A 26,709-nucleotide genomic window follows, 5' to 3' on the forward strand; every position below is an offset into this window, starting at 1 on the left:
CAATTGTGATGCTGTTATAGTTAGTATCGGTACTGGTAGCTGTATGGGCGATCGCACCTGCATGATTTCCTTCAACTGCATTGTCATCAACAGCAGCCACCGCAACAGTTTGAGCGACATTCCAATTATTCGCTGTAAAAGTAAGTGCGGTAATTGGTTGAATTTGACTGCCTGTAGCCACGTTAATCGTAACAGGTGCGATGGGTTGGGTATTTAATTTAACGCTATAAGTTCCAGTTGCACCGGCTTCCGTCGCAGTCGTGTTAGCAGGAGTAATACTAACGCCTGCGGTGTCGTTATCGGTAATGGCGACATTAACAGCCCCAATTGTGATGCTGTTATAGTTAGTATCGGTACTGGTAGCTGTATGGGCGATCGCACCTGCATGATTTCCTTCAACTAAATTGTCGTCAACTGCTTTCACCGCAACAGTTTGAGCGACATTCCAATTATTCGCTGTAAAAGTAAGTGCGGTAATTGGTTGAATTTCACTGCCTGTAGCCAAGTTAATCGTAACAGGTGCGATCGGTTGGGTATTTAATTTAACCGTATAACTTCCAGTTGCACCGTCTTCCGTCGCAGTCGTGTTAGCAGGAGTAATGCTAACGCCTGCGGTGTCGTTATCGGTAATATTAGCATTGACGGTATTGCCAGCAGTGCCATTGACTGTAAAACTTGCTGTAGTGCCGTTATAATTAGCATCGGTACTGATAGCAGTGTGAGTAATCGGGCCGCTGTGTGGCGAAGTTTCTGCTACTGCATCATCAACTGCACTGACTGTCACTGTTTGCGGTACAAACCAGTTAGTTGGAGTGAAACTAATGCCAGCAATCGGTTGAATTTGAGTGTCGGTATTAAGTGCGATCGCCACATTTGCAGTAGGCTGATTAGTCAGCACAACTGTATAAGTATCAGTCGTCCCGCTTTCAGCTACATTAGTGCTGCCGCCAGACTCAACAATCTTTACCTGTGGCCCCCCAGGAATGATTTTAGTAATAAAAGCATCAGCAACACCTCCCCCATTCGCCGCTTGCAAAGGAGTTGCTGTTGGGAAGTTAGTAGAAGCAGTACCTCCCGTCACATAAACTGCACCAGAAGCATCCACCGCAATACCACTACCGAAGTCGTTGCCACTGCCGCCAAGATAAGTAGAATCTACTAAGGCAGAACCAGATGAATTGATTTTCGTAATAAAAGCATCTTGCCCCCCACCGCTGATACTTTGAATCGCATTCTTAGTCGGAAAATTAGTCGAAGTAGTGTTTCCCGTCACATAAGCATTACCCGCACTGTCTACAGTAATGCGATCGCCATTCTCCTCTCCGCTGCCGCCCAAATAAGTTGAATAAGCCAAAGAGTTATTAGCACTTATCTTGGTGACAAAAGCATCTTTAGCACCACCTCCATTACCTGCTTGAATCGGATTAACTGTAGGAAAATCAGTTGAAGTGGTATTTCCTACAACATAGGCATTTCCACCACTATCTACAGCGATATCAGCACCATAGTCATCGCCGCTGCCACCTAAATAAGTGGAATAAGCGCGCGCACCATTCGCGTCAAATTTACTGACAAAATTATCATAACCACCTGCAATGGCATTTTGAAAGCCTAAATTTGCCCCCGGGAAGTCAGTCGAATTGGTATTTCCGGTAGCCCAGACATTACCAGAATTGTCTAGTGCAATGGCTTTAGCATCATCGGTACCGCTACCGCCCAAGTAGGTAGAGTAAACTAAAGCACTGCCGGTGGGATTAACTTTAGCAAGAAACCCATCCAGTCCGCCTCCGTAATTAAACTGGGAGGCAGTGTCAGTGGTGGGGAAACCGCCGTATGTCGGCCCGACAACATAAGCATTACCGCTACTGTCTACTTTAATGCCGTTGCCGAGGCTACTCCCGCTAGCGCCGAAAAAATTACCGTCAATCGCGCTACCGCCTAAAAAAGTAGAATAAATTAACGAATTCCCAGCCGCATTGAGTTTAGTTACAGCAGCACTCGTAATATCTGCTGTAGGTTTAAAAGAACCGGCTGTAGTTGGATAACCCGGATTGACTGGCCCGGTTAAATAAGCATTTCCTTGACTGTCTACCGCAATGTCAAAACCTTCATCATTGTTAGGGCCACCAATATATGTAGAGTAAACTAAGGCAGTTCCTTCGGGGTTAATTTTGGTAACTAATATGTCACTTATTCCACCTACTAGCGTGGTTTGGTACGCACCGGGAGTAGTAGGAAAATTGTTAGAATGCGTAGTGCCAATAATGTAAGCCGCACCTGTGCTATCTACGGTGATGCGGTTGGCGCCTTCATTGTCGCTGCCACCTAGATAAGTCGAGTAAGCTAAAACTGGGTCAATAACTAGGGGTTGAGTGGGGTCAAAATATCCCAAACTAAAATTAACTTGACCGTTTCCTAATAAATTGTAAGCGGCGGGAACATTCACCCGCTGTCCGTTGATATCTTGATAAACTATCGGTGCGTTATCAATTAATTCGCCTAGGGGGGTCTCTAATATCAGTGCTCCGTCGTCACGCAAGCGGATATTATTAACACCGCTATAATTCATCTTAATTTGACTCGGATCTGCAAAAGGTGCAACTAGAAACTCGCTTTTAAGTTGTCCTTCTGTGCCTTTGAAAACGCGGTCAATTCCTTGATAGACGTTTTGATAAACAACGCCGTTAAAAGTAGGCACATTAGTCTGCCATTGACTAGAATCTTCGCCTACAAGAAAGTTAGCAACTCCCGGCAATTGTTCCAGGCCGGAAATTGTGGGATTCGGGTTGCTGTTGGCTAAGCTGCTGCGTACAATTGAAGAATTGGTGGCTTGGTTTCCCGGTTCATTGGGTGCCTGGAAAGCGGTAAAGGTGATTTCGTTTGGAGTGAAATAGATGCTGTGACCGGCGCCTTTTACCTGGAATTTCACATTGGGGTCTGTTTGTCCAGCATTTGCAATAAAACTTAAGGGAATTTGACCGTAAGATGCCTGTTGATTTTGAGAGCTCATAGCTGGTACCCCTGGTTCATGTTATGCGAGTAAGTATATACAAGTACCAGCTCTGCTGTATAGTAAATTCTTGCGAAAAATTTACGAAAAATACAATTTTCTTGCGAAATTTCTCGGATTGTTGATTAAAAATTGTAACACGGGCTACGGACTCGGTTTTTGTAGCTGGTTTTCTGCATTTCCAACCAGATTCTGATCGTGTCGGGTCGATCGACCGCGATTAAAGGCCGGGGCGGGTTTATAGGCTTTCTCGTTTCTATTAGAGATATTGGTGAACCCGCCCCTACAGGATTAATATCATGTCCGGTCAAATAGATATAATTCCTGTAGGGGCTCCCCTCACCGACAATAATTGCCTAAAACCGACAATCTCATAAACCTGCCCCCACCCAACGACAAATCGCTGTTAAAGTTGAGCGCGATATTTCTTAGGAGTCAAACCGACGATTTTGCAGAAAGTCTTGCTAAAGTGACTTTGGTCGTGAAACCCGACTTGCTCCGAGATATAGGTTATTGATAAATCTTGCCTTTTCAACAACTGTTTGGCTTTTTCAATCCGGCACTTGGTGACGTATAGATGGGGCGTGACTCCAATTGATTGTTTGAACAAACGACTGAAATAATAAGGACTAATCTGCACTAAGTTAGCCAGTTCAGCTATGTGCAAATCTCGGTTTAGGTAGTCATTTATGTAGTTAATAACAATCTGCAATTTGACAGGATCGAGACCGCCTTCAAAATCTCGCCTATGCGGTTTTTGTGCACAATAGCGGTGAAGTATGTGCATTGAAAGCGCGTTTTTCAGTGCATCGACATAAAGAGTACCGTTTAATCCACCTGATTCGAGTTCGGTTTTGAGGGCCCAGCCAATGCCGAGAATCAAAGGATCGCTGATTTTCCAGTGCGGTATAATTTCAATGAGGTTTGAATTGGTCGATTCGCCAACTGTTTTGTCGAAGTCGGTAGGGTCGATCGCGATCGCGACAAATTCAGGATCTTCGACTGCACCTGACTGGAAATCAGTACCAGCACCACCAATGAAAATCTCTCCTCTTTGCCACGGTTCGCTACCGTAGTGTTTCCCGTTGAGTATTCCGTTTACTGTAACTGAATTGAGTATCAGCCCAATGTTGTGTTGTTGGAAACAGTGTTCGGGAGTTTCGTCTGCTGGCTGACGGTGATATTCGACGTGAATTCCCTCCCATTTTGTGCCGTGACTCGACAGGATTGAGGGAATCGGGAGAATCGATTTCATCGCGTCTGGCTGGGCAAAATCAAGAATTAAGGCTTTCTCTGAGGACATAGCTTGCACCTGGGGCAGTTGCTGTTATTCTAGAGCTCTGAAGTTCCCGCAGTTATACAAAAGATAGCCAGCCTTTTACATATTATAGCTCTGTTTGTCAAGGTTCCGCAATAAAAATTAATGGAGTTTGACTCTAGGGCGGTGTAGAGTCGATCGAGCATCGGCACTTTTATACCAGCCGTTGCGCCCACAATTAATTACTGATAATTATTAACTTTTAAAGCGATAAATCAAAAATCAAAAATCAAAAATCTAACATCTAACATCCAAAATCACCAATCCAAAATCACCAATCTAAAATCTAAAATCTAAAATCTAAAATCAAATGACGCCCGCTAAAGTTTCCCACCAGTACAAAAGCACTTTACAGGAAACCCGCAGGCGTCAATATCAAGCAAACTTAAATCTTAGAAAAGACCCAGTGTGAAAGATTTGTCGATCGGGAAAATAGCACCAATACCCAACCACAGAGTTACCGCAGTTCCCAACAGGAAAACAGTAGTAGCAACAGGGCGGCGGAACGGATTTTGGAACTTGTTAACATTCTCGATGAACGGAATCAAAATCAAGCCCACGGGAACACCAGCCATGCAAGCAATACCCAACAATTTGTTAGGCAAAACGCGCAGGAGTTGGAACACAGGCCACAAATACCATTCCGGCAGAATTTCCAGCGGAGTAGCAAAAGGATTAGCCGCTTCCCCAACCAAAGCCGGGTCTAGTACAGCCAAACCCACGCACAGAGAAATCGTTCCCATGATGACTATAGGGAAAACGTAGAGCAAGTCATTAGGCCAAGCTGGTTCGCCGTAATAGTTGTGACCCATGCCCTTAGCGAGCTTAGCGCGGAGCGCGGGATCGCTCAAATCTGGTTTTTTGATAATAGACATAGTGAGAGTGTTCTCCTTTTAGTTTTACCCGGGCCTGGGATTCCGCTGTATTCGTTAGTCTGAATCAGCGGCGCGATCGCAGGAAGTATTGACCGTAAATAAATATGATGAGTGATGAATTCTGAATTTTCAACTCACAATTCAGCGGGGGGCAAAAAAAGTACCGCCCCCACAACTCAAAACTTACAACGGGCCAGAGATACCTTGCTTGCGAATCATCAAGAAGTGAGCCAGCATGAAGACTACAATCAGCCAAGGCAACACAAAAGTGTGCAAGCTGTAGTAGCGAGTCAAAGTGCCTTGACCGACGCTGACACCGCCGCGCAGCAGTTCCACCATCAAAGAACCGACAAACGGGATAGCTTCGGGGACGCCGGAAACGATTTTAACTGCCCAGTAACCGATTTGATCCCAAGGCAGGGAATAGCCGGTCACACCGAAAGAAACAGTGATGACTGCCAAGATTACTCCTGTCACCCAGGTTAATTCGCGGGGCTTTTTGAAGCCGCCTGTCAGATAAACCCGGAAGATGTGCAAAATCATCATCAGCACCATCATGCTGGCAGACCAGCGGTGGATGGAGCGGATCAGCCAGCCGAAGTTGACTTCAGTCATCAGGTATTGCACTGAAGAAAAAGCTTCTGCTACCGTGGGACGGTAATAGAAAGTCATGGCGAAGCCGGTGGCAAACTGGATCAGAAAGCAAACTAAAGTAATTCCGCCCAAGCAGTAGAAAATATTGACGTGCGGGGGTACATACTTTGTAGTGATGTCATCGGCGAGCGCCTGAATTTCCAGGCGTTCCTCAAACCACTGGTAGGTTTTTGAGTCGGTGATTTGTTTAGAAAACATGGAGCCAGAATTCCTAAAAGAATATTGCTGTGGTTGAGGTTCAGGGCAGCAGCCACAAGGTTTTTTGTCGCCCCGCGCCGAGCAGCTTGCTTTTACTAGCAAATGCCTGAGGCTATTTTTTAAATTTGGAGCTGACGAAAGGAATTCTCTTGTGCGATCGCCTGCAAGCCCTGGGAAACTAAGCGGTGGCTTGTCCCTACTCGCTGGCGTTGCCCGATCGAATTCCAGACTGTGATAAAAAATGTAACATAATTGCCGTGCAATTTTCACGCGGGCGATCGCTTTTTGGACACTTAAAAGGCTTTTTTCGGAATCTCAACATCCGCCCAAGCTACTATGCGGGTAGGGCTGAGCTACAGAAAGCAGTCCGAGCCGGAAACCTGTTTGCCCGGAGAGGCCAAATTTCATCTCGATCGTAAAACTTTACCTTTTGGCCCCAAACGCCCTCATGGTCGATCGAGTAACCCGAACAGGTTCGATCGTCCAACCGAATCTTGTTTTGTAGTCAGGACTTCAGTCTTTACTAACAAAATCTGCTGGCTGCAACCTGCCTACTTCCGTAAAAAAATCGGTGATTGCCCCCATCCGTAAGTTTTATCACAATTGAAAAGGAAGCAAACGTTCCACAAAAACTGGCAGTATGGGCGAGAAAGGAGTGGGACGCGGCGGTATCGGAAAGCGAATTCCCGGCAGAGATGGCAAGGATGGAAAGTCTCGCGATGGCGGTGTAAACCCAGTCGAAACGCTCGCGCAATCTGAGAGATTCACATCAGTAACATTTTTAACGTCGGCGATTAAATCCGATCCGACAAATATCCGAGTTCCCCGTGTCATACCGTCATCATAAGATTCAAATCGATAAAAGAAGAAGCGAGGAATATTACGATCTTGTACGAACCCAACGACTTGAATTTTGTCGCCTTCGCCCCGGTTAAAATCCTCAATAACGGCATGGGCATTGTCACCGCTATAGAATAGGTAAGGGCTGGCATTTGACGAACCGAGAACAAATAAGTCGGCTCCATCTTGCCCGATCAAATAATCAATTTGTGCTACTGTTGAGGAAAAGCCGTAACCCACTAATGTGTCATTGCCCGGCCCGCCAATCAGGGTGTCGCTGCCTTCATTTCCCTCAAGCAAATCGTCTCCTGAATTGCCGTTAAGGTAGTCATTATCTAAGTCACCTCTTAAAGTGTCGTTCCCACTGTCTCCCAACAGGAGATCGTTATCTTTGCCACCCATTAACAAGTCGTTGTTGAAGCTACCAAACAAGAGATCGTCTCCATCTCCTCCGATCGCCGTATCATTGCCTTGACCGCCGATAAGACAGTCATTGCCAGACCCTCCCAAGATACTGTCGTTATTGTCTTCTCCTCTGATTAAATCAGCGCCTTCGCCACCCTCAAGAAGATCATTCCCGGCACCTCCTTCAAGTTTGTCATTGCCTTCGCCACCGCTGAGACTGTCGTTACCAGAGTAGCCCAAAAGGCGATCGCTACCGACTCCACCTGCGAGACTATCATTTCCTTCTCCGCCATCTAAAGTGTCATTACCACCCAAACCAGATAGAGTATCATTGCCTCCCAGCCCGCACAGGGAATCATCGCCAATTTCACCGGCTAGCAAATTATCGAAATTGTCACCGCATATAACTACCATAAACTTGTCCTCCTGAAAACTATTTCACAAGTACAGTCACTCAATTTTAGATTTTAGATTTTAGATTTTAGATTTTTACCCTCCCCGCAATTTCAAATTTTTAATTGTGGATTTTGTAAAGACTTTAGTTCTGATTGACCTTTTGTAGTAAGGAATGCAAATCTTGATTGACCCAAATCTGTAAGAAAAAACTGAAGTCTTAAGCTGTTGCGCGTTTAAATTGCATATTCGGGACGGGCTAGAAGCCCATCGCACAATAAATTGAGTAATTTTTGACACACAATTTAAATGGAAAACAGCTTACTAGAAAAGGAATTTCAGGGACACAGGATTTGCCTGTGTCCCTAATATTTTAACTGAAATCAGCGATGCTAATTTGGTTAGCTGTCACGCCAGTGATAGCCGCTAAAATTTCGCCAGTTGCTGTCAAGGTGATTAAAGTTGCACTGTTGCTAGGGATAATAGAAAGCTGCGAGAAGGTTAAATTGTCTGCAAGTGCGAGGAAGTCGATACCGGCTTCAAAATCAACAATGATATCGCTGCCAGAATTGGCTGAAATTAAGAAGCGATCGCTCCCATTTCCTCCTATCAAACTGTCATCGCCGTTGTCACCACTGAGAAAATCAGCTCCGTTACCGCCCAGCAGAATATCGCTAGCTTGACCGCCGTAAAGACTGTCATTGCCTTCACCTCCACTCAAGCTATCTTGACCGCGATTTCCAAATAGGATATCTTCCCCATTATTGCCGAACAAATTATCGCTTTCTTTGCCGCCGTAAACAGTGTCATCGCCCTCGCTACCGTCGAGAGAATCATTGCCTTGATTGCCGTGCATCCAGTCGTTGCCACCCAAACCGCTGAGAGTATCATTGCCGCGTTTGCCGGCCATTGTATCGCTGCCGCTGTCGCCGGAGAGGCTGTCGTCGCCGTCAGTGCCGATGAGATTGGAGTTTGCTGCGATCGCATCTATTTCTCCTTCAATCACCGCCACAGCAGGTGTATCGGGCAATGTCGTTTGTTGAATTTTGGTATCTAAGGCAGTACCAGTATTTTCGGCAATAACTTGGGCGATCGATTTCGTACCTGTACCGACTGCTTTTAAGTCTTCAGAGGTTGCGCCTAGGGCTACTTTTTGCACGCGGGCAACTTCTCGGTTAATTGAAGCTGTTGCAGTGTTGGATACAACTTGGTCAACGCGCTGATTTGCTTGGGCCATTACCTTAGCTGCATCCGGGGCAATTTGCAACAATTGCTGAGTGTTTAAATCCGAGTCAAATTGTTGCGCTGCTGTGGCGGCGCGATCGACAATTGTTGCTAACTGGTTGGCATCGCTGAGATTGAGAGTAGTCCCCGATTGAATTTGTTGAACGATCGCACTTACAACTGCTTTTACGCTGTCGGTATTGTCCAGAATCGACCCACCGTCTATTAAAGCAGCAGTTTGGGTAATGACGTTTTGTACCTTGACCATTGCAGTCAAAGTTTCTACTCCACCCGCGATCGCGTTTTCGGTAGCTGCGATCGGATCTAAACCCGTTATATCAACATTCGCGGGAATGGAAAGAGAAGATTTGACGAGAGATTCGGCGCGATCGCTGTCAATTCCTTTGTCAATTAAATCCGCTACTAAACTGGTTAACAAAGTGACAACAGTAGCGTAAGGCGGGGCAGTGACCGGCGTTTCCAAGGGCAAACCAGTTGCCGTATCAATGCCGCCGAAAGCAACAATATTGCCTTCCTCTGGATCGAGTTCGCCATTTTGATTTTTGTCAAAAATGTTCGAGTCGAGATCGAGATCGAATTCCCCGTTATCCGCAGTAGTAGCAGAAGGTTCGCTAGCATCAAGTACCCCGTTCTTGTTAGCGTCAAAAAAGACTGTAGCGCCAGCGATATAACCGTCAATCACAAAACCGGCGAGGCCATAACTCTTGAACCGAATTACCTCGCTAACACTCGCGCCAGATTCATCAGTTCCCGTTACTTTTAACCAATAGTCAAAAGTTGACGGGCGAGTTGGGCCTAAATTGATAGTACGGGTTGCGGAATTAAAAGTTAGCCAGGAAGGCAAAGGAATTTGCGGGAAACTTGAATCGGCATTTGGTTGGCGATACAAACCGCCATTGAGATCGGTTTCCCAGGTAAATGCAGATGAACTTAAATCGCTCAAATTTGCCAGGGCGATCGAATAATTAATGCTGTCGCCCGGATCGGTGTCAGTATAGGTATTTCCTGCTAAATTAAAAGCATTACCACTTTGAGAAAAACCTAGCGCTGCACTTTGAGAAAACACAGAACGATTGACAACTGGCGGGTTGTTCCCGACAATACCTTGAGCCAAAGCCAGCATATCAACGCGCTTGAAGTTTAAGCCAGTATTGGTCACGTTATCGTCTTCGTCGTCGCCGTCATTAATCGTGACGCCGGTTGACTGCAAGAAATTCGCAAACTCAGTTGGTGTCAGTCGGCGGCCCAAATCTCGCTGGGCTAACTGTTGCGCTAGCACTGCTACTCCAGCAACATGAGGTGCAGCTTGACTGGTACCGGAATAGCTAGTCAAAGGGGCGTCCGGGCCAGCACCGGTAATTAAAGTTCCGGGAGCAAACACCGTTGTTAAAGTAGAATGGCGCTGAGAATATGGTGTAATGCGATCGGCATCGGTGGTATAGCCGATCGCGCCAAAGCCGTGTGTCCGATAACCCAAGTTCGCATCATACACCGCACCAATTGAGAGTGAGTTAGCATCGGCGGCAGGGTAGGAAACACCCTGAACGCTGTTATAGCCGAATGGCCCGAAAGCGTTACCTGATGCGGAAACAACAATTACATTCCGTGCTGCTAGTTCTGCTAGTTCATCGCTAAGGCTGCGTGTTTGGGAGGTGTTGTAATTGCCGCTATCACCCAGCGACATATTCACACTGGCGATATTGTACGCTGCTGCGTTTTCTATCACCCACTGCAAAGCTTGTTCTATATCTGCGAAACTGCCGTTGCCCGTATCATCCAAAACTTTGAGATGAATGATGTTAGCACGGGGTGCCATCCCTGTGTGGACTCCATTTTGGGAAGTAACAATACTAGAGACGTTTGAACCGTGTCCGTCAACGTCGTCAGCTTCGTCATCGCCATAGGCGTAATCGTAATCGTAGACAATGCGATCGGCAATACCGTCTGAATCACTATCAGAACCAAAAAATGGGTCGTCTAGATCGATGCCAGTATCCAAAATTACTGTTGCAAAACCATTGCCGTCTATTCCGGCAAAACGCGGTGCTGCGCGGAAATCATCGATGTTAATCAGCGGGCCAGATATGTCAGTGGTGGGAGCGAATGTTCCGTCTATAACTGAGATCAACTCTCCAGCTTTGTAGACTCGGGCATCTGAACCTGTAGTGGTGATGCCTGGAAGACGGGGTACGACAGACAAGTTGAGATTGTAAGGAGTATCTGCACCGTTGGCTGAGGAAACTCGAACGTAGTAAGTACCGTGTTCTAAAGTGCGGTTAATTGACTCAGATGCGCTACCCAAATTGTTGGAACTGGCGATCGTATTTCCGCGACTGTCGAGCAACTCAACTTTAGCATCTGCATTCATTCCTGCCAGCGACAAGTTGAAGTCATTGCTAGCACCTAAACTGAATTTGTAGTAATCATCAATGTTGCTGCTACTGATAGCATCGCTGTAGCTTCCGGTACTGGAACCTACAACTATCTTTCTGGCTAAATTATCAGCAGGTATCGCCGGCGGCATGATGATTTGTGGTGGTGTCGGCGGCAAAAATGTAGGCGTTGGTGTTGGTGTTGGTGCAATTAGAGGTGTCGGTGTTGGCGGTGTTGGCGATGTAATTGGCGGTGTTGGCGGTGTTGGCGATGTAATTGGCGGTGTTGGCGATGTTGGTGTTGGTGTTGGCGGTGTTGGTGTTGGCGGTGTTGGCGATGTAATTGGCGGTGTTGGCGATGTAATTGGCGGTGTTGGCGGTGTTGGCGATGTAATTGGCGTTGGTGTTGGTGTTGGCGGTGTTGGTGTTGGTGTTGGCGGTGTTGGTGTTGGTGTTGGCGGTGTTGGCGATGTAATTGGCGGTGTTGGCGATGTAATTGGCGGTGTTGGCGATGTAATTGGCGGTGTTGGCGGTGTGGGCGATGTAATTGGCGTTGGTGTTGGTGTTGGCGGTGTTGGCGTTGGTGTTGGTGTTGGCGGTGTTGGCGGTGTGGGCGATGTAATTGGCGTTGGTGTTGGTGTGGGCGGTGTTGGCGGTGTGGGCGATGTAATTGGCGTTGGTGTTGGTGTGGGCGGTGTGGGCGGTGTTGGCGGTGTTGGCGGTGTTGGCGGTGTTGGCGGTGTTGGCGGTGTGGGGGGGGGGGGGGGGGGGGGCGGGGGGGGGGGGGTGGGCGGTGTGGGCGGTGTTGGCGGTGTTGGCGGTGTTGGCGGTGTTGGCGGTGTTGGCGGTGTTGGCGTGTCATTGTCGGTAATGGCGACAGTGACACGCCCGATCGCAATTGCGCTATATTTCGCGTCGGTACTTGTTACCGCGTGATTGATTGTGCCTGTGTGAGTACCTTCTACAACTGTGTCATCCGTCGCAGTCAAAGTTACAGTTTGGGCAATATTCCAATTAGTGCTGTCGAAGCTAATGGGGGCGATCGCACTTATTTGATTCCCCCCGTCAAAGCTGACTGTTACCGGCGCTGTTGGCTGCGAATTTAGCTGAAGTGTATAAATTCCCGTTGCACCGCCTTCTGCTGCTGTGGTACTGGCGGGATTAACGGTAACGCCGACAGTATCGCTGTCGCTGTTAGTAACGCTGACATCGGCAGCACTGAAATTGCTGTAATTGCTGTCTGTACTAACAGCAGCCTCAGTGACAATAGTGTAAGCAATATCGCCGTCAGCGATATTGTCGCCAACACCTGTCACCGTTACCGTCTGCGCCTGATTCCAGTTATTGGGAGTGAAACTTAAGCTATTAGTAGAAACTGTTCCTTCAGCAGGATTGGAACTGCTTAAAGCTACCGTAACAGGTGCCGTAGGTTGAGTGTTGAGGACAACACTGAAATTTGCCGTACCTCCCGCTTCTGTTGTAGTTAATCCTGCTGTGGGATTAACGGTAATGCCGGCAGTTTCATTGTCGCTATTCGTAACGCTGACATCGGCAGCACTGAAATTGCTGTAATTGCTGTCTGTACTAACAGCCGCAGCGGTGACAATATTGTAAGTTTGATTGCCGTCAGCAATATTGTCGTCAACGCCTGTTACTGTTACTGTTTGCGGCGCACTCCAATTGGCGGGAGTGAATGTCAGCGAGGGTGTAGAAACTGTTCCCTCGGCAACATTGGAACTGCTTAAGCCAACAGTCACGTTAGCAGTTGGTTCAGAGTTGAGTTGGACAGTAAATGTTGCTGTTCCTCCTGCTTCTGTTGTAATTAATCCGCTATCGGGATTGACGGCAATTCCAGCAGTGTCGTCATTAGTAATAGTAGTTGTCGCACTAGCAGTACCAATTGTCGAACTGCCGCCGGGAAGACCGCCATCAGGCAATGTGACGGGATTTGATAGAGTGACGGTAATAGTTTCGTCTGGTTCAACGCTATCATCACCCAACACATCGAGGGTGACAGTTTTCGATGTTTCGCCAGAGGCAAAATTAATCAGACCAGTCGTACTTGTTGCGCCAGAAGTGCCGCCGATATTGTTGTAATCGCTGCCGTTGGTTGCAGTGCCACCAATTGCATAATCGACAGTCCCTGCTGTATCAGTACCGCCACTGCGACTAACAGTAAATATCAGTGGATTTGTGCCGGCGTTGCCTTCAGGAACAGTACCAGCACTAGCACCAACTGTGTAAATAATCGGATCGTTAGCAGGAATTGTTAGGGTTGTTTCAGAGATTGTACCTCCAAACCCTCCTCCTCCCGGACTCGTACCAAAACTCAAGACAACTGCTTCATCTATTTCTGCAAGGTTGTCTGGTTTGATAGTGACAGCTATATTTTGAGTCAAACTGCCGCTACCTGCGGGAAAAGTGAGAGTATTAGTAGAAAGAGCATAGTCAGAATCTTGAGTAGCTAGTGAGGTGCCAGCAGGAACGGGCAAAACAGTTGCGATCGGTACAATCAAGTCTGTAAATCGTAAACCGTCTTCGAGTGTCACAGGAATATTAACAGTCGCATCTGCGTCTCCTTCAAGGCTGCTGTACGCAGAATTAGCAAAACTTGCTTTCAATAGCACATTCAACAGAATTGAAACTGTGTTACTGTTGGTATTTGCGACAGCAATATCTGGTCTGGTATCAGAGTTAAAATCTCCAACCGCGATCGCGCTCGGAGTGGTTCCCCCGGTATTATAATTAAACGGCCCGTTAAACGTTCCTTGACCGGTGCCAGTTAAAATTGAAACATCATTAGAACTGACGTTCGCTACAGCTAAATCGGGTTGACCGTCAGCGTTGAAATCACCAACGGCAATATCATTAGGACCTGACCCAACATTAAAGTTAGCAGGATTGCTAAAAGTGCCTTGACCTGTCCCTGATAAAATTGATACGTTCTGGCCTGCGGTTACAGCCAGATCGGAACTGCCGTCAGCGTTAAAATCTCCAACTGCGATCGCGCTGGGATTTGTGCCGACATTCAAGTTGGTTGGATTGCCAAAAGTGCCTTGACCCGTACCGAAAAAAATAGAAACGCTGTTAGCCGGACTCCTGTTAGTGGCAACAACATCGAGATTGTTGTCGCCGTTAAAATCTCCGATCGCGATCGCTAAGGGGCTGATTGCAGTCCCCACATTGTTAAACTCACCAAAAGTTCCTTGATTATTGCCTAAAGCAATAGAAACTTGGTTCTCTTCTGCCACAACTAAGTCAGCGAAGGTGTCTTGATTAAAATCTCCCGCAGCGATCGCCTCTTTAGTGATCCCAGGGCCAAAGTTGTTAGGATTGCTAAAGTTGCCTTGCCCTGTTCCTAAAAAGACATAAGCCCCTCCTCCTATATCGCCGCCAATTGCTACCGATACAGCTAAATCGGGAAGCGTATCCCCATTAAAATTGCCCGCAACAATACCGCTGGGAGATCCTGCACTCCCCAAGGTCAAGTTAGTAGCAGTTCCAAAATTACCTTGACCTGTTCCCAACAAGATCGACACACTGTCAGAACTTCTGTTAGCTACGGCTAAATCGAGAAGACCATCTCCGTTCAAGTCCTGGCTAACAATAGCTGTAGGGAGATTTCCTGTTGTCAAGCCAGTAGGTGTTTGTTTAAACGTATTGAGAACGTGGCCGTAAGCTGCGATCGCTTCTGGCCCAAATGCAATGCCAGCTTTAATTGTCCCCGCTGTCACTGCCAATTCCCAGTCGCCGCCACCTTCTGCACAACCTGTCAGATTCTCAGAAGCAGCAACACTTGCCCCTGTTAGTTGACTCAGGCTGTTTACAAATGCTTTGCCTATATTTCCTTGGCCAACATTGCAGCCGTAGATCATAATTTCGGCATTTGCTGTCAGCGATCGCGCCCATCCTTGGACTGCTTGCACGAAATTACTGGCGCGATCACTCAAATTTTTCCAACTCAATTCAACGTTCCCCAGTTGCACACAACCGGGTTGCCCGTGAGCAATAATGTGAATTACTGAAAATTTCCTTCCCTGCAAAGCTTCGGCAATTTGTTCCAGGCTGTTGCGGTTTGACTCTAATTGAATTACTTCGGTTTCAGGGATAACGCCGTCGATTAAAGTTTGAGGGTCGGGGACGGCAGCATCGATAAATGCGATCGCTTTTGTGGAAAGTGGAGTTAGTGAGTTTACCATGACACACCTGCTAAAATTAAAATAAAATATTAGGATATCCTATGACTTATGTTTTTGTTTAACAGCCATCCAAAAAATATTTGTTTTTCCCACTTTCGTTATCAAAAATTAATATAACTTTTAATAACTTAACCAACTATATAATCATTGATTTTTAACGTATCGATGATGTACGGATGCCAGTAAATCTTGTTGCATCCAGACAGACACTCCTGGAGGCACTCCGAGACTCAGAAACCGAATTTTTTACCGAATCGGCGCGTGATAACGCGTCCTTTCGTACATCAAACCCGGTTTCTCAACTCCGATGCGTCCAAGACTAATCGAGATAGTCAGGAGGTGCTTTAGTATCTCTGCGGAGAGTCGAACCAGGTTTACAACCAATCCCTCGCTGGGGACGCCAGCCCAGGGCGCCAGCGAATCACGCCCTATTCCTGAGACGATCGTGTAATATCATCGACGACCGATCGCTTATATTGATTTACAAGTGCCAGCGGGACGCGAGCGATCGTTCAAAAGGCGAGTTAAATCTGCAACAGCGTTCCCAACGTACAAACGTAAAATACATAAAATGTAATACTTACTGGTATTTTACAGAACAATCATGCACAGACGAGTTTTCCAGATTGCTATTTTACTTTGCCTCCAAGTCGTCCTAGTTCTAGGTGGGTGGGCGCAGCCTGCCGCGGCGCTGACTCCTGAACAGCAGCTATTGAGCGAAGCTTGGCGAATTGTTAACCGTTCTTATGTGGACGACAGCTTCAACTCTCAAAACTGGTGGTCGATTCGCCAAAAAGCTGTCAAGCAACCGCTTAACGACAGACAGCAGACTTACACGGCGATTCAGGGGATGCTGGCGAATCTCGACGACCCGTTCACTCGACTGCTAAAACCCGAACAGTACCGCAGCCTGCAGGTCAATACTTCGGGAGAATTGACGGGAGTGGGGCTGCAAATTGCGATCGACCCCCAGACAAATACCCTGACTGTGGTGGCTCCTTTGGCTGGCTCACCGGCAGATAAAGCTGGCATCCAACCCCTCGATCGCATTCTGAAAATTGACGGCACTCCTACCTCAGAATTGAGCCTAGACGAGGCTGCAACTCGAATGCGCGGCCGCATCGGCACTGCCGTTACCTTGACCTTGGGGCGCGAGGGAAGGGACGCTGCTGAGGACATTGAGCTAGTGCGCGATCGCATTGCTCTGAATCCGGTTTACGCCGAATTGCAGTCGGCGTCGGAGAATTTGCCGGTGGGCTACATTCGCTTGAGTCAATTCAGCGCTAATGCCACTGAGGAAGTCGCTCACGCGATCGACCGCTTGGAAAAACAAGGAGCAGCCGCCTACATTCTCGACCTACGGAACAACCCGGGCGGACTGTTGCAAGCAGGGATTGAAATTGCCCGCCTGTGGCTCGATTCCGGGACGATCGTCTACACGGTGAACAGACAAGGCATTCTCGGCAGTTTTGAAGCCTCTGGAAAAGCCCTAACTAACGATCCGCTGATTGTTTTGGTGAACAAGGGAACTGCCAGTGCTAGCGAAATTTTGGCGGGTGCGCTGCAAGATAACGGCAGAGCTCAACTGGTAGGAGAAAAGACTTTTGGCAAAGGACTGATTCAGTCGCTGTTTGATTTGTCTGACGGTTCCGGGTTGGCCGTGACTGTTGCTAAGTACGAGACACCGAACCATAAAGATATTAACAAGCTGGGGATTGCGCCCGATCGCGTAGTGCCTTTGGAACCTATCGCGCGCGATCAAATCGGCACCGCAGCAGACTTGCAATATCAAGCTGCACTGCAACTACTGAAAGAAAAAACCGTGCTGGCCAAGTCAGTATAAGCCTGAGTTTGAAGTTTTGAGATTGCAACAGGTGACAATACGCAGGTCTGTCTGTCTCTGCGTTTGCTTCGCCCGGACAGAAAAGAATCATCAAAAAAACTCTTTTATTTAAAAGTGATATCAAGTCCGACAGATTCATCTGTCATTCTTCGCTGTGCGAACCAATGACATACAAGAATGATGCACATCGGACGTGATATCAAAACCCAAAACAGCCGTTCCCTTAAGGTTGCGGGGTTGATTCCTCGGCTTCGGGTACATCGGCTTCTTGCAAAATCACCTGACGCTGCTGCGGGTCAGCTTGGTTGCTTTGCTCTTGCATCACAGTTTTAGCCAGACTAGGGTCAAAGTAGCGGTTAAAGTCCGATCGCGACTGATTTACTCGCCCTTGGGTAAGATTGACTTCAGCTTGGATTTCGTGCAATTTTTCTTGCACCGCCCGGTAGTGAGGCCAAAGCTGAAGCAAAGCAGAAGTGGCACAGACTGAAAGTACCATGTTGACTGCCAACTTGACGCCTGTTTCGGCCGCGAGGGTTTGGTGAGGGTAGGAACGCTGGCGGCTGCTGCTGCGACGAGGAGTAACCCGAGGGGAGTTTTTTACAGGACGCAGTGGGGTAACGGTGGGTTGAATCGCTTGCATAATTTTTTTTCAAATACCTGAGACTGACGTTTTGGAGTTCAACAGAGCAAATTCTGAGCTTAACGCACACTCGCCGCTGTTAGTCAGGGTGCTGACAGCCAAAATTGTTGAGACAAAGGTGACGCATGAAGACGGAATTTCCCCATAAAAATGCCTGCCCTTGCAGTCTCGTCTTGCTGAACACAAACAATCTACTGCACTGGGGCAGCAATTGTCTGTATCTGTAATGCGAGAGATTTAACTGCTCAGGCAGGCGTTTTGCGGTTCGCAACTGTTGTCTGGAAACTATTTGTACAGTTCAGTTGACAGCCGGAAAGCCAAGATTCCGGGAATCAAAGCAATTACGAGCGCTACGTAGACTTGGGTATCTGTTAAAGACATATTCGCAAAACTCCTTTTCGCGGGGACGAGCTTTCACCAATTTGAGACAAATTGGCGCTTTTGGGAATCATTTGTTACAACTTGCAACACAAATGCTGCCTCCGGGGAGGAGTGGCGCAGTGGCGCAGTGGCGCAGTGGCGCAGTTTTTGAGTGTCGGAGGGGGAGAATTTTTCCTTGTTTCCTGGGACTGCTTCTTTCGGACGTTGTTCGGACGATCGCCTCCCACAGAATTACCGCATTAGGTTAAGATTGAAGTGAAGGTGACACTAATGTTAGACAGAGCGGGTAATTTGCGCTGCGCTCGACCCTTGCCAATTTTAGGTGCACAAAATAGTTAATGCTAGATCAATTTCTCGACGCTTCACCCAATTTTGGAGTTGACGGCTTTTTATTATTGTTGGTTTTGGTGGCTTTGGAGGCTGTACTTTCGGCTGACAACGCGATCGCCCTGGCGTCTATTTCTAAAGGTTTGGAAGATGCCAAGGATCAGCAAAAAGCTCTCAACTTGGGTTTGATAATTGCTTTTGTTCTGCGGATCGCCCTAATTTTAACGGCTACTTGGGTGATCCAATACTGGCAGTTTGAGCTGCTGGGTGCTCTTTACCTGCTGTGGCTTGTTTTCCAACATTTTACTTCAGATACAGACTCTGAAGGAGAACATCACGGGCCCAGATTTGCGACTGTGTGGCAAGCAATTCCCATGATTGCTTTTACGGATTTAGCGTTTTCATTGGATAGCGTTACTACTGCGATCGCTGTTTCTGACGACACTTTTATCGTCGTAACAGGCGCTACTATTGGAATTATTGCCCTGCGATTCATGGCAGGGTTGTTCATCCGCTGGCTGGATGAGTTCGTTCATCTAGAAAGTGCTGGTTACATCACAGTTGGGTTCGTGGGAATGCGGTTGTTGGTGAAAGTAATTAATCCGGATTTAGTTCCTCCGCAATGGCTGCTAGTTTCCAGTATCGTCTTGATGTTTGTCTGGGGATTTTCTAAGCGTACTCCTGAGCCAGTCGAGATTGCAAAATCTCTAGAAATGGCTCTGAATCAGCCGGATTCAGAAGTTGCTGTGCCAGAATCGCAAGGACAGAAGTCCGAAATTTAAGATACTTTCATTTGAATAAAATTAGCTTAAATCTGTCAAACCAACCAGATTGAAGGCTGGTCAAAACGTGCAAAAGCCTTTCATCCCGGTGACTTTAGTCCGGGGATGAAAGGCTTTTATTTTTTAATATTGTTCCCTTCAGTAGCCGATCGAACTTATAGGAGTACAATTGGGCCTATGGGAAGGCAGTTATCAAAATCAGACTCAGCAATGGTTAGACTGGTGGGATAGCGAGGGGAATTTGTGGCTGACGGGATTGGCGATCCGGATCTGATTTTAGCCTTGGTGGTTGCTGTATTTTTTGAGGAGAGGGAAAGAGGGCGATCGATGAGAAGGAGTTGCGGGCGATCGCATTTCACCTGTCGGTAAAAAATGTAACATTTCTGTTGAGTGGCTGCCAGAAAAATTCGCGATGCACCAGAAATCTGAGTCAATCCACTCCCACAGGGATGTGATACGTCAGTCACCTACAAGTTCATTAGGAATCAATACAGGATTACGGCTCTTCCGAATTCTCTCCGAGCCGCCAAGACTAAGATTTTGTTCCGCTTTAATAACCCTAAGCTGCGCCATTTTATGATGATATCGTCGAAACTTATCCTTTAACTCTTGATCAATCATAGTTGTTTGAAACTGGGCATCCTGGGACATTAACAACATTTCAGGTTTTATTTCAATATCATTAGCGCCAATAAAAGTGTTCACAAGAACCTGAAATGTCAAGGGCTTTTTATGGTCAAGATGGCTCTCATAAATAGCTACTTTATCACCAGTAATATCGCATTCAACTCTTCCATCCTGATCGGCAAACTTTTCAAAGAATATTTTTTTAGTTAGCCGAAGATCATCTTGAACAGCGGCACGGCAGGCTTCTAAAAAATCTTGATAAAGAGACTTTCCTTTAGCAGAAATCGCTGTGCGATAAGAAAAATCTGTTTTAGATCCATCTGTTCTTTCTATCCAAAAGCAACTTGTCGGCATATCGGTTCTATATTTGTACAAACGTTTTATACCACATCCAATCTTTTTATCTGCTTCAGGATGGCGCTCCAGAAGAGCTAGTAACATATCGTGATCATCACCTGCTATGCTTTGACCATTTCGATAGCGCTCCAACATATTTCTGAAGTGTTCAATAGCATCTTTCTGGAATTTGAACTCTATTCCATTGAGAACAATTGGTTGCCTTGCCATTTAAACTCCCTACCAGTTTTATATGACGTATAACTTAAATTGTATCGCAGATGTGTTACCCTATATCATAATAAGCGATATCTGCAAGACATAGGAGTTCAAAAAGTCCCTGCTTATCTTTCCTAACCTCAATTCTCGAATGTCGAATGTCTAGACGCGATAATTTACACTTCTCTCTACGTCGCACCCTCGAAAAAGACGGGTGGACAATTACGGACGATCCTTTAGTCTTAGTGTTAGAACAGACACTTTTGAAAGCCGACTTAGGAGCAGAAAAGTTTTTTACTGCGGAAAAAGAAGGGCAGAAAATCGCTGTTGAAATCAAAGACTTCGATTCACCCTCAGTCATCAGTGAACTGGAAAAAACGATGGGACAGCTTCAGCTTTACCAATGGGCATTGGAAGGGCAAGAGCCGGAGCGTCAGTTGTTTTTAGCTGTGAGCCAAGCCATCTACATTAAACACTTTCAAAAACCGATTTTTCAGTTAGCCGTCCAGCGAAATAAAATTAACTTATTAGTTTACGAACCAAGTCAAGAGGTGATTCTCCAATGGATAACTCACTAAGCTATGCAGACATCCTCAAAAAAACCCTGCAAGAAGCAACTCGCGCCCAACCCCGTTTACAAGCGATCCAGCTTTACCCCGTCTGTGATGTCGATTCTGGTCACTTTCTGATTCTCGCTACAGGCTGGGATAAACAGCGCTGGATTGACACGATTCTGTTTCATGCTCGTTTAGTCGATAATCAAGTTGTAATTGAAGAAGATAACTTCGAGGAAGGTCTAAGCCAAGCGCTGATTGCAGCGGGTATAAAAGCAGAGGATATCGTGACTAGCCCCTTCCCTGACCACAGCGATAGACAGAAAACCTATCAGACAGTATGAGGAAGAAGGAAGAAGGAAGAAGGAAGAAGGAAGAGGGGGAGACTGGGAGATGGGAAGAGGGGGAGGATTTTTCCCCTATTAGCAATTAGCCATTAGCTATGGCCTAGGCTTACCGACAAAGAAAGCTAAGGGAGAATTATCACCACAAGATAACCGAACTTTAGAACCAATGGGAAAAACATTCCCTGTGGTTGTGAGTGCATATAACTTTTCGCCAGAAGGTGTTTTTAAACAATAACGATTTTCTCTACCTAAAAATTGGCGATCGCAAACCACAACAGCCGAATCTTCATCTAAGTATAAACTCAAGTCTTCCTGCCGGATCATCAATTCTCCTTCAGTAGAAACATCACAAGGAACTTTTACAAATGAATCTCCTTTAACAGCAAAACAACCTACTTCTGTTTCCCAAAAATCCTGCTTTAGCGATGCAGAAACAAAATTAGCTTGAGTCACAAACTCAGCCACAAATCGAGATGCTGGTTCTTGATAAACTTCCTCTGGAGTGCCAAACTGTTCTAATTTGCCTTGACGCATCACGGCTACCCAATCTGAAATCGAAAGTGCTTCTTCGCGATCGTGGGTGACAAATACACCAGAGGTTCCCGTTGCTTTGAGAATCTCGCGGACTTCTTGACGCAATCTTAACCGTACTTGTACATCTAAATTACTCAACGGTTCATCTAGTAAAATAATCGCAGGTCTAGGGGCTAAAGCACGGGCCAGCGCCACTCGCTGTTGCTGACCCCCGGATAATTCATGGGGATAACGGTTTTCCAATCCTTCTAATCCCACCAGCGCTAATGCTTCGGTGACACCTTTCTGAATATTATGCTTTGACTCTTTTCCTTGATGCGTTAAGCCAAAAGCTACATTTTTCGCGACTGTCAAATGGGGGAAGAGTGCATAGTCTTGAAACACCATACCAATGTCTCGCTGTTCAGGCGGGACTGACATATTAACACTGGCTACAGTTTTCCCTGCTAGGGCGATCGTCCCTGCTTGTAGCTGTTCAAAACCAGCAATTAACCGCAGCAACGTTGTTTTCCCACAACCCGATGGCCCCAACAACCCCAGTATATCTCCTTGATGTAAAGTCAGGGTGACAGATGCCACCGCAGGTGATGCTGCTTGGGAATACTGTTTTGTGACACCATCCAAATGCAGAATTATCGATCGAGCCATTATTGCTATAAATAATCAACAACTTACTATTCTACAATATACCAGTTTAGTGAGATTAATTATCATAAAGACTTGACAAATGTTTACACATACTGATAAACTAGCAAGCTAGACTTTTTACTAGCAATGAAAAATTCCCAAAAATCACTACAGCAAACAGGAATCAGGACAATCCAATGGCTATCGACCTTACGCGGTTTATCCGCTAGTGGGTGGACACTTGCGGTTATCGCTTTAGCATTGCCGATCGCCATACCAGTCATCAGTGTCTTATCCAGTATCTTTTTTGAAGCTAAAGATACATGGCAACATTTAACCGATACAGTTTTAACCCGTTATATCGTCAACTCTTTATTGTTAATGATCGGCGTAGGCTTTGGTGTTGTCGTGATTGGCGTAGGATGTGCATGGCTAGTAACAATGTGTCGCTTTCGGGCCAGTCGCGTATTTGAATGGGCATTACTGTTACCCTTAGCGGCCCCAGCTTATGTCCTAGCTTATACTTATACAGACTTTTTAGAATTTTCCGGCCCAGTTCAAACTGCTTTACGTTATATTTTTGGCTGGAGTTATGGAGACTATTGGTTTCCTAACGTGCGATCGCTCCCTGGAGCAATCTTAATGCTAATCTTAGTTTTATATCCCTACGTCTACCTATTAACAAGAGTTGCCTTTTTGGAGCAATCAACTTGTACCCTAGAAGCTAGTAGAATACTTGGCTGTAGCCCTTGGCGGAGTTTTATGACAGTTGCCTTACCAATGGCAAGACCCGCAATTGTAGCAGGTTTAGCACTGGCTTTGATGGAAACTCTCAACGATTATGGTACTGTTCAGTATTTTGGAGTGGATACATTCACCACAGGTATTTATCGGACTTGGTTTGGCATGGGAGAACGAATTGCAGCCAATCAATTAGCGGCGATGCTATTATTATTTGTTCTGGGTTTAATATTACTAGAACGCTGGTCGCGGAGTCGGACTAAATATTATCAAGCTAGCAGCCGCTATCGCCAACTACAAACTTATCAACTTAAAGGAATTAGGGAAATCTTAGCGGTAATGGCTTGTTTTATTCCGCTATTTTTTGGTTTTTTATTGCCAGCGGGTTTTTTAGTCAAGTTGACCTTAGCTAATTGGCAGCTAACCTTAGATGAACGCTTTTGGATATTTGCCCGTCATAGTTTAATTTTGGCAACACTGACAGCAATTTTAGCAGTAGTTATTGCCTTGATTATGGCTTATGGCTTACGGTTATATCCTAATTTAGGAGTGCAGTTGGGAACGAGAGTTGCGGCAATGGGCTATGCTGTACCTGGTTCTGTTATTGCAGTGGGGATTATGGTTCCCATTGGAAAATTTGACAATCTATTTGATAGTTGGATGCGTGAAAACTGGGGAATTTCTACAGGCTTGTTGTTAAGTGGTACGATCGCAGCTTTGGTATTTGCCTATATAGTTCGCTTCCTAGCTGTTTCTTTAAATGCCGTGGAGTCAAGTTTGAGCAAAATTAAGCCTAATTTAGATGATGCGGCGAGAAGTTTGGGTTATAGCCCGATTCAAACTTTAGTTACAGTTCATACACCAATGATGACGGGAGGTTTACTAACTGCCATGATGTTAGTATTCGTTGATGTAATGAAAGAGTTACCTGCTACTATAATTATTAGACCTTTTAACTTTGATACCTTGGCGGTGCGAACTTATCAACTTGCCTCAGATGAGCGATTGGCCGAAGCTTCGGGCCCAGCCTTGGCAATTGTTTTAGTGGGGATGTTACCGGTTATTTTATTAAGTTGGAAAATTGCGCGATCGCGCAAGTCTTCAACAGTATAACCCCCAAATCTATTTCCTGGTTGCAGGGCTGATTGATTCTTTGAAAGCTATAGTCCGACAGGGGTTGAAACCCCTGTCGAGAGAGCGAAAGTCCGACAGGGGTTGAAACCCCTGTCTCATAGCTAAAGTCGTCTGAAGACGACTATACAGCTAGGATTTCAGTCGGTTTCAACCGACTTTAGCTATAAGAGGGGGAATTTATTCCCTGGCGGGTTTCAGGAGAATGTATCAACCCTTCTTCCCTCTTCCTTTTTCCTTCATAAATCAAGATGATTAATAAAAAATCAGCAATGTTTACCCGCACTACTGGCACAATCTCCTTCTTACTGCTTACTATTTTTGTCACCTTTGGATGCCAAAAACAGGCGGCCAGCCCTCTCGAAACATTACAAAAAACTAAGCAATGTCCAGGATGTGACCTGACTGATACCAAGTTAAGCAACCTTGATTTAACAAGCGCTAATCTCAATGGTGCTAAGTTGGAAGGTGCAATGCTAGAAAAGGTCAAACTTAATGAAGCCTTACTCGATAGCGTCAATCTCAAAGGTGCAAATTTAAAAGGTGCTTCTCTGGAAAAAGCAGGTTTATTTTCTGCAGATCTCACAAATGCTGATTTGAGTAATGCTAATCTCAAGGGGGCTTTTTTGCGAGGTGCAAAACTGAATAATGCCAATCTTAGTAATGCCGATTTAAGTGAAACTGACTTAAATAGTGCTGATTTGACTGGGGCAAACCTGAAAGGGGCAAACCTGAAAGGCGCTATAATGCCGGATGGTAAAATTAAAAATTAAAGTTGAGGGGATTCGGCGGTTTCAACCGCCGAATCACAAAGAGTAGCTTCTTGTTCAAAAAGCCTCTATTTCCATCCTGCCCGATCGGCAACCTTTAAAGCTTCGGGGTTATTTTTCCCAAACACATCAGGGTTTAGAGGGTCAGATTTGAATGTACCAAAACTTGCCACTACAGGATCGATCGCCACACCTGAAATCACAGGGTATTCGTTATTACTCCTAGCAAAAATTTGTTGCGCTTCGCGACTGGCTAAGTGTTCCAAGAATTTGATCGCGCCTGCTTTGTTACGGGAGGTTTTGACTACACCAGCACCACAAATATTGACGTGGGTACCGCGATCGCGCTGGTTCGGGAAAAATACACCTACTTTCGCGGCGATCGCTTTTTCTGCTGGATCTTTCGATTTCATTAAGCGAGCTACATAATAGGTATTAACAATGGCAATATCGCCTACCCCATCAGCAACAGCCTTGATTTGTGCCGTATCATTTCCCTCTGGAGGACGTGCAAAATTAGCCACCAATCCTCGCGCCCAAGCTTCTGTTTTTTGAGCTCCATGAGCTGCTAACATAGCCCCAACCAGAGACTGATTATAGATATTAGTGGACGATCGCACTAAAATTTTGCCTTTCCACCGAGGTTCTGTCAGCGCCTCATAGGTTGACAACAGGGTAGGGTTCACCTTGCTTTTGTTATAAACAATCACCCGTGCCCGGCGCGATAGACCAAACCAGAAACCTTGAGGATCTCGCAAACTTGCTGGAATTGCCGATGTCAGGACTGTTGAAGAAACAGGTTGCAGAATACCGGCTTGTTTTGCCCGCCACAAACGTCCACCATCCACCGTGATGAAAACATCAGCGGGGCTATTTGCACCTTCACTTTTGATCCGTTCAATTAGTTGATCAGCATCCGCCTCAACGAGGTTAACCTTGAGCCCAGTTTTTTTGGTGAAGCTTTGGTACAACTCATTATCAGTGTCGTAGTGACGTGCTGAATAAAGGTTGAGAGTCCCGGTTTGGGCTGCGACAGGGGCTTTTTTGCTTAGTTCCCCCAGGGCCACGACAGCCATTGCTGTACCACTGGCAAGAAAAATACGCCGAGAAATGCTCATTGTTCTATAATGATAGATTTTTTCATCTGGTAATTGACACGATGGTGTATCTACAGCCATCTATAGTCAGTGCTTTACTATATTAATGCAAGTAATTCTTATTTGATGATCGAGATCGTAACTATTTTAGGGCTGACGCACTGCTGGTCAATCGATTTTAGATTTTAGATTTTAGATTTTAGAGGCGACCCCACGGATAAATGCTCTTTCTTGAGGATTTTCG

Annotated in this window: 17 protein-coding genes and 1 pseudogene; 7 read left to right on the top strand and 11 right to left on the bottom strand. The window is 46.1% G+C overall.

Features of this window, described 5'->3' with window-relative positions; genetic code table 11:
* From QUB24_RS29080 to QUB24_RS29105, 6 genes are all read right to left on the bottom strand, one after another.
* Positions 1-3,010: DUF7948 domain-containing protein (locus QUB24_RS29080; protein WP_333157096.1), on the bottom strand; the 3,010-nt coding region annotated here is incomplete at its 3' end.
* Between the two features lie 406 nt (positions 3,011-3,416).
* On the bottom strand, positions 3,417-4,313 hold the full coding sequence (locus QUB24_RS29085) for an AraC family transcriptional regulator (RefSeq protein WP_333157097.1): 897 nt from the start codon (positions 4,311-4,313) through the stop codon (positions 3,417-3,419).
* A gap of 407 nt (positions 4,314-4,720) precedes the next feature.
* A complete protein-coding gene (gene petD / locus QUB24_RS29090; protein ID WP_333051797.1) occupies positions 4,721-5,203 on the bottom strand; it encodes a cytochrome b6-f complex subunit IV in 483 nt (160 codons plus the stop codon).
* Positions 5,204-5,386: 183 nt separating this feature from the next.
* Positions 5,387-6,055, bottom strand: coding sequence for a cytochrome b6 (petB, locus tag QUB24_RS29095; RefSeq protein WP_015174799.1), 669 nt, complete (start codon positions 6,053-6,055; stop codon positions 5,387-5,389).
* A gap of 597 nt (positions 6,056-6,652) precedes the next feature.
* Entirely contained in the window at positions 6,653-7,714 is a 1,062-nt protein-coding gene (locus tag QUB24_RS29100; RefSeq protein ID WP_333157098.1) for a calcium-binding protein, read from the bottom strand.
* A 352-nt stretch (positions 7,715-8,066) separates the two neighbouring features.
* Complete coding sequence (locus tag QUB24_RS29105; protein ID WP_333157099.1) at positions 8,067-15,509, bottom strand: DUF4347 domain-containing protein; 7,443 nt, start codon at positions 15,507-15,509, stop codon at positions 8,067-8,069.
* Positions 15,510-16,113: 604 nt separating this feature from the next.
* On the opposite strand from QUB24_RS29105, the gene ctpA reads away from it, so the two are divergent.
* Complete coding sequence (ctpA, locus tag QUB24_RS29110) at positions 16,114-17,352, top strand: carboxyl-terminal processing protease CtpA (protein ID WP_333157100.1); 1,239 nt, start codon at positions 16,114-16,116, stop codon at positions 17,350-17,352.
* 223 nt (positions 17,353-17,575) lie between these two features.
* Here the strand turns inward: ctpA and QUB24_RS29115 are convergent, their stop codons facing one another.
* Positions 17,576-17,992 (bottom strand): slr1601 family putative cell division protein, encoded by a 417-nt coding sequence (locus tag QUB24_RS29115; RefSeq protein WP_333081435.1) that lies wholly within the window; start codon positions 17,990-17,992, stop codon positions 17,576-17,578.
* Positions 17,993-18,277: 285 nt separating this feature from the next.
* Complete coding sequence (gene psaM / locus QUB24_RS29120; protein ID WP_015174804.1) at positions 18,278-18,373, bottom strand: photosystem I reaction center subunit XII; 96 nt, start codon at positions 18,371-18,373, stop codon at positions 18,278-18,280.
* 338 nt (positions 18,374-18,711) lie between these two features.
* On the opposite strand from psaM, the gene QUB24_RS29125 reads away from it, so the two are divergent.
* Both QUB24_RS29125 and QUB24_RS29130 read left to right on the top strand, forming a co-directional pair.
* Positions 18,712-19,482 carry a TerC family protein gene (locus tag QUB24_RS29125; RefSeq protein WP_333157101.1) on the top strand — a complete coding sequence of 257 codons (771 nt, stop codon included), beginning with the start codon at positions 18,712-18,714 and terminating at the stop codon, positions 19,480-19,482.
* 148 nt (positions 19,483-19,630) lie between these two features.
* Positions 19,631-19,738, top strand: a pseudogene (locus tag QUB24_RS29130) (Uma2 family endonuclease); the annotation flags it as partial.
* Between the two features lie 203 nt (positions 19,739-19,941).
* Here the strand turns inward: QUB24_RS29130 and QUB24_RS29135 are convergent.
* Positions 19,942-20,676 (bottom strand): DCL family protein, encoded by a 735-nt coding sequence (locus QUB24_RS29135; protein ID WP_333157102.1) that lies wholly within the window; start codon positions 20,674-20,676, stop codon positions 19,942-19,944.
* 146 nt (positions 20,677-20,822) lie between these two features.
* Between QUB24_RS29135 and QUB24_RS29140 the strand changes: the two genes are divergently transcribed.
* A complete protein-coding gene (locus QUB24_RS29140; RefSeq protein WP_333157103.1) occupies positions 20,823-21,242 on the top strand; it encodes a XisH family protein in 420 nt (139 codons plus the stop codon).
* Positions 21,227-21,562: an element excision factor XisI family protein gene (locus tag QUB24_RS29145; protein WP_333157104.1), complete on the top strand. Its 336-nt coding sequence runs from the start codon at positions 21,227-21,229 to the stop codon at positions 21,560-21,562. The genes QUB24_RS29140 and QUB24_RS29145 overlap by 16 nt, the downstream gene beginning before the upstream one ends.
* 96 nt (positions 21,563-21,658) lie before the next feature.
* On the opposite strand, the gene QUB24_RS29150 is transcribed toward QUB24_RS29145, so the two are convergent.
* The gene (locus tag QUB24_RS29150) at positions 21,659-22,747 is read right to left on the bottom strand and encodes an ABC transporter ATP-binding protein (RefSeq protein WP_333157105.1); all 1,089 of its coding nucleotides are present in this window, start codon (positions 22,745-22,747) and stop codon (positions 21,659-21,661) included.
* Positions 22,748-22,873: 126 nt separating this feature from the next.
* Here QUB24_RS29150 and QUB24_RS29155 point away from each other — a divergent pair, with 126 nt between their 5' ends.
* Together QUB24_RS29155 and QUB24_RS29160 are read left to right on the top strand one after the other, a co-directional pair.
* On the top strand, positions 22,874-24,580 hold the full coding sequence (locus tag QUB24_RS29155; RefSeq protein ID WP_333157106.1) for an iron ABC transporter permease: 1,707 nt from the start codon (positions 22,874-22,876) through the stop codon (positions 24,578-24,580).
* Between the two features lie 269 nt (positions 24,581-24,849).
* On the top strand, positions 24,850-25,371 hold the full coding sequence (locus QUB24_RS29160; RefSeq protein WP_333157107.1) for a pentapeptide repeat-containing protein: 522 nt from the start codon (positions 24,850-24,852) through the stop codon (positions 25,369-25,371).
* Positions 25,372-25,436: 65 nt separating this feature from the next.
* On the opposite strand, the gene QUB24_RS29165 is transcribed toward QUB24_RS29160, so the two are convergent.
* Positions 25,437-26,486: a Fe(3+) ABC transporter substrate-binding protein gene (locus QUB24_RS29165; RefSeq protein WP_333157108.1), complete on the bottom strand. Its 1,050-nt coding sequence runs from the start codon at positions 26,484-26,486 to the stop codon at positions 25,437-25,439.
* Between the last annotated feature and the right edge of the window lie 223 nt (positions 26,487-26,709).

Source organism: Microcoleus sp. B9-D4 (assembly GCF_036705105.1).
Classification (GTDB): Bacteria; Cyanobacteriota; Cyanobacteriia; order Cyanobacteriales; family Microcoleaceae; genus Microcoleus.